The 14729-nt window shown below is 64.4% G+C and carries 15 protein-coding genes; 3 read left to right on the top strand and 12 right to left on the bottom strand.

Annotated features, from left to right (window positions below; all coding sequences use genetic code 11):
- Positions 1 to 429 carry a hypothetical protein gene (locus K359_RS0121290; RefSeq protein WP_198031166.1) on the bottom strand — a complete coding sequence of 143 codons (429 nt, stop codon included), beginning with the start codon at positions 427 to 429 and terminating at the stop codon, positions 1 to 3.
- Positions 430 to 445: 16 nt separating this feature from the next.
- A complete protein-coding gene (locus K359_RS0121285; protein WP_029081140.1) occupies positions 446 to 835 on the bottom strand; it encodes a hypothetical protein in 390 nt (129 codons plus the stop codon).
- 438 nt (positions 836 to 1273) lie between these two features.
- On the opposite strand from K359_RS0121285, the gene K359_RS0121280 reads away from it, so the two are divergent.
- Both K359_RS0121280 and K359_RS0121275 read left to right on the top strand, forming a co-directional pair.
- Entirely contained in the window at positions 1274 to 1630 is a 357-nt protein-coding gene (locus K359_RS0121280) for a hypothetical protein (protein ID WP_029081139.1), read from the top strand.
- A gap of 145 nt (positions 1631 to 1775) precedes the next feature.
- On the top strand, positions 1776 to 2783 hold the full coding sequence (locus K359_RS0121275) for a tripartite tricarboxylate transporter substrate binding protein (RefSeq protein WP_029081138.1): 1008 nt from the start codon (positions 1776 to 1778) through the stop codon (positions 2781 to 2783).
- Here the strand turns inward: K359_RS0121275 and K359_RS61385 are convergent.
- The 10 genes from K359_RS61385 to glyA all read right to left on the bottom strand — a co-directional run bounded on the left by K359_RS61385 (position 2746) and on the right by glyA (position 11776).
- Complete coding sequence (locus K359_RS61385; protein ID WP_156928594.1) at positions 2746 to 2991, bottom strand: hypothetical protein; 246 nt, start codon at positions 2989 to 2991, stop codon at positions 2746 to 2748. The genes K359_RS0121275 and K359_RS61385 overlap by 38 nt on opposite strands.
- Before the next feature lie 224 nt (positions 2992 to 3215).
- Positions 3216 to 3395 (bottom strand): hypothetical protein, encoded by a 180-nt coding sequence (locus K359_RS0121270; RefSeq protein ID WP_029081137.1) that lies wholly within the window; start codon positions 3393 to 3395, stop codon positions 3216 to 3218.
- A gap of 125 nt (positions 3396 to 3520) precedes the next feature.
- Positions 3521 to 5641, bottom strand: coding sequence for a sodium-translocating pyrophosphatase (locus K359_RS0121265; protein ID WP_029081136.1), 2121 nt, complete (start codon positions 5639 to 5641; stop codon positions 3521 to 3523).
- 216 nt (positions 5642 to 5857) lie between these two features.
- On the bottom strand, positions 5858 to 6859 hold the full coding sequence (gene thiL / locus K359_RS0121260) for a thiamine-phosphate kinase (RefSeq protein WP_029081135.1): 1002 nt from the start codon (positions 6857 to 6859) through the stop codon (positions 5858 to 5860).
- 137 nt (positions 6860 to 6996) lie between these two features.
- Positions 6997 to 7491, bottom strand: coding sequence for a transcription antitermination factor NusB (gene nusB, locus K359_RS0121255; RefSeq protein WP_029081134.1), 495 nt, complete (start codon positions 7489 to 7491; stop codon positions 6997 to 6999).
- A gap of 2 nt (positions 7492 to 7493) precedes the next feature.
- Positions 7494 to 7985: a 6,7-dimethyl-8-ribityllumazine synthase gene (gene ribH, locus K359_RS0121250; RefSeq protein WP_029081133.1), complete on the bottom strand. Its 492-nt coding sequence runs from the start codon at positions 7983 to 7985 to the stop codon at positions 7494 to 7496.
- 216 nt (positions 7986 to 8201) lie between these two features.
- Entirely contained in the window at positions 8202 to 8810 is a 609-nt protein-coding gene (locus tag K359_RS0121245) for a riboflavin synthase (protein ID WP_029081132.1), read from the bottom strand.
- Entirely contained in the window at positions 8810 to 9970 is a 1161-nt protein-coding gene (ribD, locus tag K359_RS0121240) for a bifunctional diaminohydroxyphosphoribosylaminopyrimidine deaminase/5-amino-6-(5-phosphoribosylamino)uracil reductase RibD (RefSeq protein WP_029081131.1), read from the bottom strand. The genes K359_RS0121245 and ribD overlap by 1 nt, the downstream gene beginning before the upstream one ends.
- Complete coding sequence (gene nrdR / locus K359_RS0121235) at positions 9967 to 10449, bottom strand: transcriptional regulator NrdR (protein WP_029081130.1); 483 nt, start codon at positions 10447 to 10449, stop codon at positions 9967 to 9969. The genes ribD and nrdR overlap by 4 nt, the downstream gene beginning before the upstream one ends.
- 28 nt (positions 10450 to 10477) lie before the next feature.
- Positions 10478 to 11776: a serine hydroxymethyltransferase gene (gene glyA, locus K359_RS0121230; protein WP_029081129.1), complete on the bottom strand. Its 1299-nt coding sequence runs from the start codon at positions 11774 to 11776 to the stop codon at positions 10478 to 10480.
- A gap of 822 nt (positions 11777 to 12598) precedes the next feature.
- Here glyA and K359_RS52595 point away from each other — a divergent pair.
- Positions 12599 to 14698, top strand: a complete 2100-nt coding sequence (locus K359_RS52595; RefSeq protein ID WP_245284679.1) for a TonB-dependent siderophore receptor — start codon at positions 12599 to 12601, stop codon at positions 14696 to 14698.
- The last annotated feature ends 31 nt before the right edge of the window (positions 14699 to 14729 follow it).

Raw genomic sequence — 14729 nt, 5'->3', positions numbered from 1 at the left:
TCAGGATATCTTCAGGAATGGATCGAAGGTCATGGCCTTGCCGTCCATGGTCAGCACGCAGGAATATTGCTGGTTGCCCTTGAAGCCCTGGGCTTCGACCCGGCCGGACCAATAAGTGCCGTCTGGCGTGGTCACCGACTGCGGAACGCAGATCTTGTCGTTGATCATCTGGCCGGTGAACTGGGTGATGTTCACGTCGCTGGATGGCGACACCCCGACCACGCTCCAGTTCAGGACCTGACCATCCTTGACCGCGGTGTAGAGCTCCGCCTGCCCTTCGATGCCCGAGCCCGCGTGTTTGTTGGTGTCGATCATATATACGTTGTCCTGAAGGTTGCCGGAGGCGAGCGCGCCTTCGACATCCGCCACGATCAACACATCGACTTGACTCAATGCGGCTGCTGCACGCTCTGTTTTATCTGCACTCACGCTGCTGCTCCCTGCGTTAGACGACCTTGATGGATGAGTTGAGCGTCATTGACCTTCCACCGATCGACAGGGCGATCGTGTAAGAAAGGGACGCGAATTGACCGTGGGATTCGACCCGGCCGGACCACACATCCGGGTTGCCCACCTGCGGAGCCGGCTTGCCGACCGACGTGGAGATCATTTGACCGGAGAAGCCGGTGATCGACACCTGGCCCGTGGGGCTGACGGGAGTGACGCTCCAGTTCACGACCTGGCCGTCCTGCACGACGGTGTTGAGCGTCGGCGTTCCCTCGTTCCACGACCCGAGATAGCCGTTGTTGTCAACCAGAAATGAATTATCGACAGCCGATCCGCTGGAGAGCGCGCCCTCGGTATCAACAACGATCAGTGCGTCGACTGTTCCCATCGCTATTCGATCCAAAAATACGAGGTGTCGTTAGCGCCTGCGCCAATCGCTTGGCAGCAAAGCACTGTTACAATTTTCGACTTTATTTGTTAGAAAATACTTCTCTAGGTTGTCACACCCTGAGGTAGTATGCATGCACAGAGGCAGAGCGCAAGAACGATTCTCGTTCAACACGAAAAGTTGGTCATCGGCTTCACATGCGCGCTCAATTTAGAACCAATGCAACGCTGCGATAGCAAAACAGAGCGGCGTAGCTCCCTCGCGCGATTTCGATTTGTCGTGCTTCGACCGAGCGACTGCTCCAATCAATTTATAGTTGCTCGCAATATATTCACACGCTCGCAGCGATGCTCGTGCTACGCTCGCTATGAGCCCGATCATGCCAATCGGCTCTTCAAGGGCTCTCGTCAGCCTTCATTCAGCAGGGAGATCAACGTCATGGGCTTTTATGGACCGGAACCTTTCGATAGCGCACAGGCCGTTTATGTCTGGACGGGCTTGGGCGCGCCGGGATTCTTCTCCGTCACCGTCAAGGGGAACGCCCCGAATTTCACATCAGGAATCAAGCTCATCCGCGACGAGCAATGGGTCGGTGGTCTCGCCATCAGGGTGATGGGATGGACCGGTCCGCTCGGCCAAGGCACCAAGCCCTACACGGTGAAAGGGTCTTTCCCCGGATCCTTCCTCAAGGAGATCGTGATTATCGGAAGCAACAAGACCGAAGTCATCAAGGTGAGCGAAATCCCGTTCACCAACGACGAAGCCTTCGCCAAGAACGCCGACGCGCTGGTGTAACCGCGCCACCGACCTGAAGCAGGCCTGCGCCAGGTCTGCTACGCCAGGTCTGCTGCGCCAAGTCGTCCGCTTGCCGGACAGCCGCGCCATGCCTACGCTCCCTGCAAAATAAAATCATGCAGGGAGCGAAGTCGTGACCAGGGGATTGACCAAGGGATATCTTTCTCGCCGAGGAGTACTTGCGGGGGCTGCGGCCCTTTCGACGGCAGCGATCCTGCCGCGCGCCAGTCTTGGTGCCGGCGACTGGCGGCCGTCTGAGACGGTTCGGATCATCGTGCCGGCGGCAGCCGGCGGCTCCACCGATGTGATGGGGCGGCTGCTCGCCGCGCATCTGCAGCCGATCTGGGGCCAGTCGGTGGTGGTCGAGAATCGCTCCGGCGCCGGCGGCACCATCGGCACATCGGAGGTCGCGCGCGCCAAGGGCGACGGCCACACCATCCTGATCGGCAATCCCGGCCCCAACGCGATCGCCTTCAGCATCTTCAGGAACCTGACCTACAAGGCCGACCAGCTGCAGGCCGTCTCCAACATGATCCGGATCCCGAACATCGTCTCGGCGCATCCATCGACCGGCATCAAGTCGATCCCCGAATTGATCGCCTATCTGAAGAACAACCCCGACAAGCTCACCTACGGCTCATCCGGCACCGGACAGAGCCCTCACCTCACCGGCGCCTGGTTCCTGCAACTCACCGGGCTGAAGATGACGCACGTACCGTTCCGCGGCGCCGGCCCGGCGCTGCAGGCCGGGCTCGCCGGCGACATCCAGATCCTGTTCGATAATCTCTATCCGTCGCTGCCGCAGGTGCAGGACGGTAAACTGAACGGGCTCTGCGTCACCACGACCGAGCGCAGCGAATCCGCACCCGACCTGCCGACGATGCGCGAGGGCGCGCCGGAGCTGGCAAAATTCGACGTCTCGTCCTGGTTCGGCGTGTTCCTGCCGAAGACCGCGCCGGCGCCCGTGCTCGACGAGTTGAACCGGCAGATCAAGGCGATGCTGGAGCGCGACGACATCAAGAAGAATGTCGCCGGCATGGGCGCGCGTGCCGACTACGGCACGCCGCAGCAGTTCTCCGATTTCGTCGATGCGGAAACCAAGAAGTTCGCCGCGATCATCGAGAAGGAAGGCTTGCAGATGGAGGTGAAGTGAGCTGGCTGCCCGGGTGCGGCGCCGGGGTCTTGAACCAGTTGAAGATGAGGAGGACCGCCGCGGCCAGCCCGACGGCGAGCATCGTCCGAGGCTGGTAGGAACCGACCCTGTTGATACCGACCTGCAGCTTGCCGCAGCTTGGACAAACGTCGACACCCATCGGCATCTCGCTGCCGCACTGGTTGCATTTGGTCATCTCGAACTTCATAGCGGAAAACCCCCGGCCTGCACCGCAGGTTTGTCGCAGATCATGTGCCGGGGGTTCAGTACACGCGGATCGCCCCGGCGTCGCTGCGAGGAACGACGGCGCCGTGGGGCGGATTAGCCTACCGAGTCCGCGCGAAGCGCGGCCCGCTGACAGGCTCAGGCGTAATCCGCCGCCGCGGTCAGACCTATTGGCGGATTACGCATCGCTAGTCCGCCCTGCGATTTCTACGAAGACTTGTTGATCTTCTTGATCTTGGCGTCGGTTGCTTCAATCGACATCGCCAGTTCCAGGATCGCCTTCGACAGCAGCTCGATGGCCTCCTTCTGATCCTGCGACTTGGAGGCGCGGAGCGCATAGTTCCGTGCGGATGAGAGCGCATCGATTGATCTCCGTTTTGTTGGCATCTGGTTCTCGGCGGATATCGTTGGCGGATAGCCGATCAATTCGGCAGTACACCGAACGAAGTCCCTGCAAAACAAGAACCCCGCGGCTCGCACCGCGGGGTTCTGCATTCAATCTGGTTGCGTGCTTAGTGCGCCAAAATCGCCAGCAGCAGCAGTGCCACGATGTTGGTGATCTTGATCATCGGGTTCACCGCCGGGCCCGCCGTGTCCTTGTAGGGATCGCCGACGGTGTCGCCGGTCACCGCGGATTTGTGGGCGTCAGAGCCCTTGCCGCCGTAGTGACCGTCCTCGATGTACTTCTTGGCGTTGTCCCAGGCGCCGCCGCCCGAGGTCATCGAGATCGCGACGAACAGGCCGGTGACGATGACGCCGAGCAGCATGGCGCCGACCGCGGAGAATGCCGCCGACTTACCGGCCGCGCCGCCGCCCGCGATCGCATAGATCACGAAGTAGACGAAGATCGGCGACAGCACCGGCAGCAGCGACGGGATGATCATCTCCTTGATCGCCGCCTTGGTCAGCAGGTCGACCGCCTTGCCGTAATCCGGCTTGTCGGTGCCCTGCATGATGCCGGGCTTCTCGCGGAACTGACGGCGCACCTCTTCAACGATTGCGCTGGCGGCGCGTCCCACCGCCGTCATGCCCATCGCGCCGAACAGATACGGCAGCAGGCCGCCAAACAGCAGACCAACCACGACGTAGGGGTTGTTGAGCGAGAAGTCCGGATTGACGCCCTTGAAGTAGACGTGGTTGGCGGAGTCGCTGATGAAGAATTTGAGGTCCTGGTTATAGGCCGCAAACAGCACCAGCGCACCGAGACCGGCGGAGCCGATCGCATAGCCCTTGGTCACCGCCTTGGTGGTGTTGCCGACCGCGTCGAGCGCGTCGGTCGACTTGCGCACTTCCTTCGGCAGGCCCGCCATTTCGGCGATGCCGCCGGCGTTGTCGGTGACCGGACCGAAGGCGTCGAGCGCGACGATCATGCCGGCCAGCGCCAGCATGGTCGCGGTCGCGATCGCGATCCCGAACAGGCCGGCCAGGCTGTAGGTGACGAGGATGCCGGCGATGATGACGATCGCGGGCAAGGCTGTCGCCTCCATCGAGATCGCGAGGCCCTGGATCACGTTGGTGCCGTGACCCGTGACGGACGCCGCCGCGATCGACTTCACCGGGCGGTAGTCGGTACCGGTGTAGTACTCGGTGATCCAGATGATCAGGCCGGTGACGACCAGACCGACCACGCCGCACTCGAACAGCGCCATGCCGGTGTAGTCGACGCCATCGAGCTTGCCGAAGCCGATCAGCCAATTGATGACGAGCGCGACGCCGACCAGCGACAGCACGCCGGTGGCGATCAGGCCCTTGTAGAGGGCGCCCATGATCGACTGGCTGGCACCGAGCTTGACGAAGAAGGTTCCGATGATCGAGGTGATGATGCAGATGCCGCCGATCGCGAGCGGCAGCGTCATCATGTTCACCAGGATCGGTGTCTTGGCGAAGAAGATCGCGGCGAGCACCATGGTGGCGACCGCGGTCACCGCATAGGTCTCGAACAGGTCCGCCGCCATGCCGGCGCAGTCGCCGACATTGTCGCCGACGTTGTCGGCGATGGTGGCCGGGTTGCGCGGATCGTCCTCGGGGATGCCGGCCTCGACCTTGCCGACGAGGTCGCCGCCAACGTCAGCACCCTTGGTGAAGATGCCGCCGCCGAGACGGGCGAAGATCGAGATCAGCGAGGCGCCGAAGCCAAGCGCCACCATGGCGTCGACCACGGTACGGCTGCCCGCCTCCAGACCCATGAACTTGACCAGGATCATGAAGTAGATGGTGACGCCGAGCAGCGCGAGACCGGCAACCAGCATGCCGGTGATCGCGCCCGCCTTGAAGGCGAGTTCGAGGCCGCCGGCGAGCGAGGTGGTCGCCGCCTGCGCGGTGCGGACGTTGGCGCGCACCGAGACGTTCATGCCGATGAAGCCGGCCGCACCCGACAGGATGGCGCCGATCGCAAAGCCGATCGCCACCAGCAGGCCGAGGAAGTAGGCCAGCACCACGAAGATCACGATACCGACGATGCCGATCGTGGTGTACTGCCGCCGCAGATAGGCCTGTGCGCCCTCGCGCACCGCGGCCGCGATTTCCTGCATGCGGGCATTGCCCGCATCCGCGTTCAAGACCGACTGCGTCGCCCAGATCGCGTAGACGATGGAAAGCGCCCCGCAGAGCACAATCAACCATAAAGCTGTCATGTTGCCTCAGATCCTTGATGTAACCCCCGCGCCTTCTTATGCCGCTAGGGGGCGGCAGGCGCTTATTTTGCGAGGACAATCCTCCCCAAGAACGGATTGCCTCAAATCGGGCGCGACCTTGCCAAAATCGTTACCGCTGTGCAACGCCACGTGTGGCCGAAAACGCCGATATCGGCAGCTATTTAGAAGGAAAGTCGGCGCCTTCCGGCAGTAATTCTAGAAATGGCTGTAGGACAGCCGCTTCAGCACCAGTTCCCTGCCCTGTCCATCGAGGAAGCTTGGCGGTGACGTGCCTGCAATGAGGCCGCCGATGGCGGTCACCGCGACCTTGGCCTGCCGTGCCTCCCGCACAAAGGCATCCGCGCGATCGCCCGGGACTGCGCACAGGATCTCGTAATCGTCGCCGCCGGCCACCAGGGTCTCGAACCCGATCGCCTTGCGCGCGAGCAGCCCCGCGGCCGCTGATGACAACGGGATGCTCGGCGCGTTGATCACAGCCGTCACGCCACTGGCTGCGCAAAGCTTGGCCAGATCGCCGGCGAGACCATCGGACACGTCCATCGCCGCGCTGGCGTGGGCGCGGACGGCATTGGCCAACGCGTTGCGCGGCTGCGGCACACGGTAGCGGGCGGCAAGAAAATCCCGGCCGGTGGCATCGTGCGCCAGATCAGCCGCGACCGGACCGCCCTGGAGCACATCGAGGCCGAGCGCGGCATCGCCGATCGTGCCGGTCACGAACAGGCGGTCGCCGGCCTTTGCCCCCGCGCGGTGCACCATCTTGCCCTGCGGCAGCCGGCCGAACGCGGTGATCGAGATCATCAGCGGCCCCGGCGTCGACACCGTATCGCCGCCTAGCAGCGGGCAGCCGTAATGGGCGGCGTCCTCGCCGATCGCCCAGGCAAACGGCTTGAGCCAGGCCTCCTCGGCACGGCGCAGCGCCAGCGTCAGCACGAAGCCCGCCGGCGCCGCGCCCTTTGCCGCGATGTCGGAGAGGTTCACCCGCAGCGCCTTGCGCGCCAGCGTGTCGGGCGGATCGTCGGCAAGGAAGTGCACGCCCTCGACGATGGCATCGGTGGTGACCACGATGTCCTCGCCGGCCGCCCGCAGCGCAGCGGCGTCATCATCGAGCCCGAACGCACCCGGATCGCTCGCCAGCGGCTTGAAATAGCGCGCGATGAGGGAATCTTCGCCGGAGGTCTGCGATTTGTCCTGTGTCACGACCGAAGACCCGTCATCCTGAGGTGCGAGCGGAGCGAGCCTCGAAGGATGCACGGCCCCAGCCGGGCCGTCGCCCTTCGAGACGGCCGCTGCGCGGCCTCCTCAGGGTGACGGCTAGACAGAGGCATGGCTTCCCTCTACCCGCGCACAAACTCATCGCCGCGGAACTGGCGCGCGATCTGGTCGAGCACGGCGTTGACCATGCCGGTCTCGTCCTTCTCGACGAAGGCGTGCGCGACGTCGACATATTCGGACACCACGACGCGGCCCGGCACGTCCTTGCGATGTTCGAGCTCGTAGGAACCGGCGCGCAGCACCGCGCGCAAAATCGCGTCGATCCGCTTCAGCGGCCAGCCCTTCGACAGCGCCTCGTCGATCAGGGGATCGAGCTTGGCCTGGTCGCGCACCACGCCGGAGACGACATCGCGGAAGAACGCCGCTTCCGCCGGCAGATATTTCTCGCCCTCGACCTCGTTGCCGAGCCAGTGGCTCTCGAACTCGGCGAAGATGTCGTTGATGCCCGCACCGCCAATGTCCATCTGGTAGAGCGCCTGCACGGCGGCGAGCCGCGCGGCGCCGCGCCGGTTGGCTTTCCGGTCGGGGGCTTTCGCGGGCTTCTTGCTGTCAGCCATGGTCAGGCCTTTGCCAGGCGGCGTTTGATCCGCAGCATCGCAATCGCCGCGCGCGCCGCGTCGCCGCCCTTGTTCAACTCGCTGGCGCGCGCCCGTGCCCAGGCCTGCGCCTCGGTGTTGACGGTGAGGATGCCGTTGCCGAGCGGGAATTTCCGGCTCACGGCCAGATCCATCAATCCGCGCGAGGACTCCTGCGAGACGATCTCGAAATGGATGGTGTCGCCGCGCACCACGCAGCCGAGCGCGATCGCCGCGTCATAGGGCTTGCCATTCGCCGCCGCCGCATCGATCGCAATCGCGATTGCAGCCGGAATCTCCAGCGCGCCCGGCACCGTGATCAAGTCATGGGTCGCACCCGCGGTCTTCAGCTCGGCGAGCGCACCTTCCAGCAGCGCATCCTGGATGTCGTCGTAAAACCGTGCCTCGACGATCAGCACGCGAGCGCCTGTGATGTCGGTCTGGTCCTTCAGGGGTGCGCGCCGCGCGTCAGCCATTGCAATACCAATCGGAACTTGGGGAAGAGTTGTGCTGCGTTTTAGGCGCAGCGGACGGCAAAGCCAAGGGCAATAGCGGCCCGGATGTCACCGCAAACAGCCCGATTTTTCAGGTCGGCTTGGCTAACAACGCATGGGCCATCGGGCTGGAATTGCCCCGGCCGGACAACCAAGTAACCACGTCGGTCTTGGTTGCAACGCCCGGCGAAGCCGGGACTATTTCATCTCCGACAGCCGTGCCGCGTAGCGGGCCATCAGATCGACCTCGATATTGACCTCGCTGCCGGCCTTCCAGCCGCCCAGGGTGGTGACGGCGAGCGTGTGCGGGATGATCAGCACCGAAAACGTGACGTCGTCGACCGTATTCACGGTCAGCGACACGCCGTCCAGCGTGACCGACCCCTTCGCCGCGATGAAACGCGCCAGTTCGCGCGTGGTTCGAAGCTCGAACCGCGCCATGTCGGGCAGATCGTCGCGCTTGACGATGGTGGCGATGCCGTCGGCATGCCCGGCCACGATGTGACCGCCGAGTTCGTCGCCGATCTTGAGCGCCCGCTCGAGATTAAGCCGACCGCCCTGCGCCCAGTGCTTGGCGGTGGTCATGCCGAGCGTCTCGGCCGCGGCATCGACGTCGAACCAGGTCTTGCCATCCGCGGTGCCGGAGGCGACCACAGTGAGGCAGACGCCATTGCAGGCGATCGAGGCGCCGTCGGCGATCGTGGTCTGGTCGTAGTCGCAGGCAATCCGCATCCGGTGCAGCTGCCCCTGCGCCACCGGCTTCAGGCTGGTGATCTCACCGATATCGGTGACAATTCCGGTAAACATTACGCACGCTCGTAGATAGTGAGACTGTCGTTATCGAGGGTTTCGCTAGCACGAACCTTGAAGCCCGGCGACTGCGTGATTGCGTCGAGCGGCAATGCGTCCAGCGCGGGAACGCCTTCGGCGCCGATCGTACCAGGTCCGCGCAACAGCCAGATTTCATCGACAAGGCCGGCTGCGACGAAAGAATTTGCCACGCGCGAGCCGCCTTCGACCAAAAGCCGCGTGATGCCCTTCTCCGCCAGCACATGCAACACCGCCGGCAGGTCGAGCCCCGGCTGCGCGCTGGAAGCAACGCGGATCACCTCTGCCCCGGCAGCACCGAGCTTCATGGCCGCCGGCGCCTCCGCAAGATCAGAGGTCATCACCCAGAGCGGCGTTTCGCGCGCGCTATGCACAAGTCGGCTGTCGCCCGAGATGCGCAACGCGCGATCGAGCACCAGCCGCACCGGCGAGCGCGCCGTCATGCCGGGCAACCGGCAGGTCAGCAGCGGATCGTCGGCTCTGACCGTGCCGATACCGACAAGGATCGCATCACTTTGCGCGCGGAGCAGATGCACGCGCCTCCGTGCCGCCTCGCCGGTGATCGCAACCGGTCGGTGGCCGCCGGCTGCGATCTTGTCGTCGGCGGATACCGCGAGCTTGAGGATCACGTGCGGGCGCTTGTCGCGGACGCGGCGGAAGTGTCCGGCATGGTCGCGCGCGGCCTCCGCCGCACACAGCCCGACATCGACCGCAATCCCGGCGGCGCGCAGCTTGGCGTGGCCCTTCCCCGCGACTTCCGGGTTGGGGTCCTCGATCGCGGAGACCACGCGGGCGAGCCCGGCCGCGACCACGGCATCCGCACAAGGCGGCGAGCGGCCGAAATGCGAGCAGGGTTCGAGCGTGACATAGAGCGTCGCGCCACGCGCGGCCTCTCCGGCGCGCCGGAGCGCCTCGACCTCGGCATGGGGGCGGCCGCCCGGCTGGGTCCAGCCGCGGCCGACGATCACGCCGTCCTTGACGATAACGGCGCCGACCGCCGGATTAGGCCAGGTCCGCCCGAGCCCGCGGCGGCCAAGCACCAGCGCAAGCTGCATGAAGCGCAGATCAGCGGCCTTGGCCGTCTCCTTGGCCTGTTTGGCTTTCTGCCCGAGCTGCTCTTCCAGAATCCGGAAGATCATTTTCGCAACGTCGCGACCCGCGGGTCCTCTTCGCCGGTCAGCTCGTCGAGCACGGCCTCGAAGTCCTTGGCCTCGCGGAAATTACGATAGACCGAGGCGAAGCGCACATAGGCGACGTCGTCGAGCTGGCGCAGATGCTCCATCACGATCTCGCCGATCGCCTCCGAGGAGACCTCCGCCTCGCCGCCGCTTTCGAGCTCGCGCACGATCGTCGACACCATCTTCTCGACCCGCTCGGACTCCACCGGGCGCTTGCGCAAGGAGATCTGCAGCGAGCGCACCAGCTTGTCGCGATCGAACGGCACGCGGCGGCCGTTGCGTTTGATGACGGTCAGCTCGCGCAGCTGCACCCGCTCGAAGGTCGTGAAGCGAAAGTTGCAGGCCATGCAGACGCGCCGCCTGCGGATGACGGCGGAGTCCTCGGTCGGACGCGAGTCCTTGACCTGCGTATCGAGAGAGTTGCAGCTCGGACAACGCATTCGACGAGACCCTTACGAGCGAACTCTACTAGTAGATCGGGAAGCGATCGGTCAGCGCCTTGACGCGTTCCTTGATCGCGGCCTCGACCAGCGGCGCCTTGCCGTCCGGCGACTGCGCCAGCGCGTTGAGCACTTCCGCGATCATGCCGCCGACCTGCTTGAACTCGGCGACGCCGAAGCCGCGCGTGGTCGCAGCCGGCGTGCCGAGACGCAGGCCCGAGGTGACGAACGGCTTTTCGGGATCGAACGGGATGCCGTTCTTGTTGCAGGTGATGGCGGCGCGCACCAGCGCCTTCTCCGAGATGTTGCCCTTCAGCCCCTTCGGCCTGAGGTCGACCAGCATCAGATGGTTGTCGGTGCCGCCGGAGACGATGTCGAGACCGTGGCTGCGCAGCGTCTCCGCCAGCGCCTTGGCGTTCTCGACCACGTTCTTGGCGTAGACCTTGAAGTCGGGCCGCAGCGCTTCCGCGAACGCCACCGCCTTGGCCGCGATCACGTGCATCAGCGGGCCGCCCTGCAGGCCGGGGAAGATCGCCGAGTTCAGCTTCTTGGCCAGCGTCTCGTCATTGGTGAGGATCAGGCCGCCGCGCGGACCGCGCAGCGACTTGTGCGTCGTCGTGGTGGTGACGTGGGCGTGCGGCACCGGCGAAGCATGCACGCCGCCGGCGACGAGGCCCGCGAAATGCGCCATGTCGACCAGCAGATACGCGCCTACGCTGTCGGCGATCTCGCGGAAGCGCTTGAAGTCCCAGGCGCGCGAATAGGCCGAGCCGCCGGCGATGATCAGCTTCGGCTTGACCTGCTCGGCCTGCTTCTGGACCTCATCCATGTCGATCAGCTGGTCCTCGCGGCGCACGGTGTAGTGCGCGGCCTTGAACCACTTGCCGGACATGTTGACCGGCGAGCCGTGGGTAAGATGGCCTCCGGCCGCGAGGTCGAGACCCATGAAGGTGTCGCCGGGCTGCAGCAGCGCCAGAAACACCGCCTGGTTCATCTGGCTGCCGGAGTTCGGCTGGACGTTGGCGAAGCCGGCGCCGAACAGCTTCTTGGCGCGCTCGATCGCCAGCGTCTCGGCGACATCGACCCATTCGCAACCGCCGTAGTAGCGCGCGCCCGGATAACCCTCCGCGTATTTGTTGGTCATCACCGAGCCCTGCGCCTCCAGCACGGCGCGGCTCACGATGTTTTCCGAGGCGATCAGCTCGATCTCATGGCGTTGCCGGCCGAGCTCGCCCTTGATCGCGGCAGCGATCTCGGGATCGGCCTCGGCGAGACCAGCCGTGAAGAAGGAATCGGGCGCGGAAGCGGTTTTGGAGGACGAAGTCATCGGCGAAATATCTCCACCGCCGCAAGCCCTTAGGCAGGATGCGGACGGTCACGAGTGGCGGTCGAAGCTGGTTTCAGAGCGTTATCACATCGCCCCAAAATGGCCAAGCGGTTGCGGTCCCCGGCGGTCAATTATGCCAGATATGGTGGGGATGGCGGGGATTGCCAGCAACCGGGCCGGCCCCCGCCGTCCGGTTCCAGGCGCTCCGGCGGGGCATGGTTGCGCCGCCCCGTGAGAGCGGACGAGACGCCCCCTGCCGGATTGCCCGAACGTGCGGACTGACGACTCCGGTGCTCGTCTGCCCGAACTGTTCGTCACCCTCGCGCGTCGCGAGACACGAACACCACATGCACGCGACTTGCGAACCTCTCGATCACAACGCCCGCGATGGCGATGCATCGAGTCAACGCGACGATGTCTCACGCGACGATTTTGAATCGTTCGATGTTTGAATCGTTCAACACTGGATCGATTCAAGGCACTCACGCGACGCGTGCAATTGTCTGTCGCACTCCGTTGTCTCGCGGTCACACACACGCGCATTGCGCACAGCTTCGATAGCTTCTAACCGCGCGCGGGCTATTCCCGAAAATCATCGTGATAACGACTCGCTCGAGAATTTTTTACGGAGCGTGGAATAAATGTCGTGCAGGTGGATTGGGTCGAGGCAGCTCGCTGTTTCGGCAACGGTGGTGCTTTCGCTTGTTGGTGCGGACGAGGTCTTCGCCCAGACGCAATTGCCGTCCGTGACCGTCGAGGCGCCGCACCGGCAATCGGCGAGATCGCAGCAACAGTCCTCACAACGCACTGCGCGTGCGCGAAGTGCCGCGCAGCCGTGCCACGACCGCGCCTTCGGGAGCACAGCCGCAGATCGCGGAGCAAGCCGCCGGCGCAGGCGGCGGACACGAACGCGCCAACGGTCCGGTCATCGGTTATCTGGCGCGGCAGAGTTCAAGCGGCACCAAGACCAGCACGCCGATCATCCAGACGCCGCAATCGGTGACGGTGATCAGCGCCGAGCAGATCCGCGACCAGAAGATCGTCAGCAAGTTCGACGAGGTGCTGCGCTATACGCCGGGCGTGGTCGGCGGCACCTACGGTGCCGACTTCCGCAACGACTGGTTCCTGATCCGCGGCTTCCCCGCGCAGAACGAGTCACTGTTCCTCGACGGCCTGCAGCTGTTCTACACCTCCTATGCGAGCTGGAAGCTGCAGCCCTTCAATCTCGAACGCGTCGAGGTGCTGCGCGGCCCGTCCGGCATCCTGTACGGCGGCTCGGCGCCGGGCGGCCTCGTCAACGCGATCAGCAAGCTGCCGTCGGCCGAACCAATCCGCTACATCGAGACCGGCATCAACAATTTCGGCAACGCCTATACCCAGTTCGACATCGGCGGCGCGACGGCGCAGCCCGGCGGCGGGCAAGTGCAGTACCGCCTCGTCGGCCAGGCCCAGGGCGGCGGCACCCAGACCGACTATGTCTACGACAACAATTTCTTCTTCGCCCCGTCGGTGACCTGGCGGCCCGACGCCGACACCAGCCTCACCGTGTTCGGCATGGCCTCACACAGCAACACCCGCGCGCTGAACTTCCTGCCCTATGTCGGCACCGTCACCAACGCACCGTTCGGCCGGATTCCGACCAGCCTGTTCGTCGGCGATCCCAGCGTCGACCAGTTCCGTCGCGACCAGGAGATGGTCGGCTACCAGTTCCAGAAGAGCATCTCCGACAGCGTGGACTTCCGCCAGAACGCACGCATGGCGCATGTCGACGTCTATTATGCCGGCCTCTACGGGCTCGGCTACGCGACGACGCCGGCCGCCGCCGACATCACGCGCGGCAATTTCTACACCCGCGGCATCGCCACCCAACTCAACCTCGACAACCAGCTCGAATATCGCTTCTCGACCGGCGCGCTGCAGCACACCGCGCTCGCCGGCATCGATCTGAAATATTACGGCATCGACGACCGCCAGGGCTTTGGCATGGGCACGAACCTCAACCTGCTCAATCCGATCTACGGCACCAATCTGCCGTATAGCGGCCCGCTGTATCAGAACGCCTATCTCACCCAGGGCATGGCCGCCGTCTATCTGCAGGACCAGGTCAAGCTCGACCGCCTGACCGTGGTGCTGTCGGGACGCCAGGATTGGGTCGATCTCAACAACAACAACCGGATCGGCACTTCGCAGAGCCGCGACGATAGCAAGTTCTCCGGCCGCGTCGGCGCGATCTACAATTTCGACTTTGGCGTTGCGCCCTATGTCTCCTACATGACCGGCTACAATCCGGTGATCGGCACCAATGCGGCCGGTCAATTGCTGCTGCCGGAAACCTCCGAGCAGACCGAGGTCGGCGTCAAGTACGAACCGGTCGGGCTCAACGCACGGTTCGGCGTCGCGCTGTTCGACCTGAAGCGCAAGAACGCGCTGACCACCGATCCGAACAACACCCTGTTCCAGACCCAGAACGGCGAGGTCACCTCGCGCGGCGTCGAGCTCGAGGCGGTCGCGAATATCACGCGCGACTTCAAGCTCGTTGCGAGCTACACTAATTATGAGCTGTTCGTCAGCAAGGACCTCAACCCCGCGCTGATCGGCACCGTGCCGACCAACACGCCCCGGCAGCTCGCCTCGGTCTGGACCGACTACACCTTCAGCGACGGCCCGCTGCGCGGCTTCGGCCTCGGCGGCGGCATCCGTTACGTCGGCTCGTCCTTTGCGGACCAGGCGAACACCGCGCGTGTCCCCGCCTTCGTGCTGGGCGATCTTGCCCTGCATTACGAATGGGACAACCACTGGCGCGCGGCGCTCAACGTCGTGAACGTCACGGACAGGATCTATGTCGCGAGCTGCGCGACGATCAGCTCCTGCTACTACGGCGATCGCCGCCGCATCACGGCGAGCCTCGGCTACAAATGGTGAGCTGAACATTCAGTTCACGAAAAACCTGGAA

Source organism: Bradyrhizobium sp. th-b2 (assembly GCF_000426785.1).
In the GTDB taxonomy this organism is placed as follows: domain Bacteria; phylum Pseudomonadota; class Alphaproteobacteria; order Rhizobiales; family Xanthobacteraceae; genus Bradyrhizobium; species Bradyrhizobium septentrionale.
Note: the sequence above shows the minus strand (reverse complement) of the source record. Positions and strands in the feature narration are given on the sequence as shown.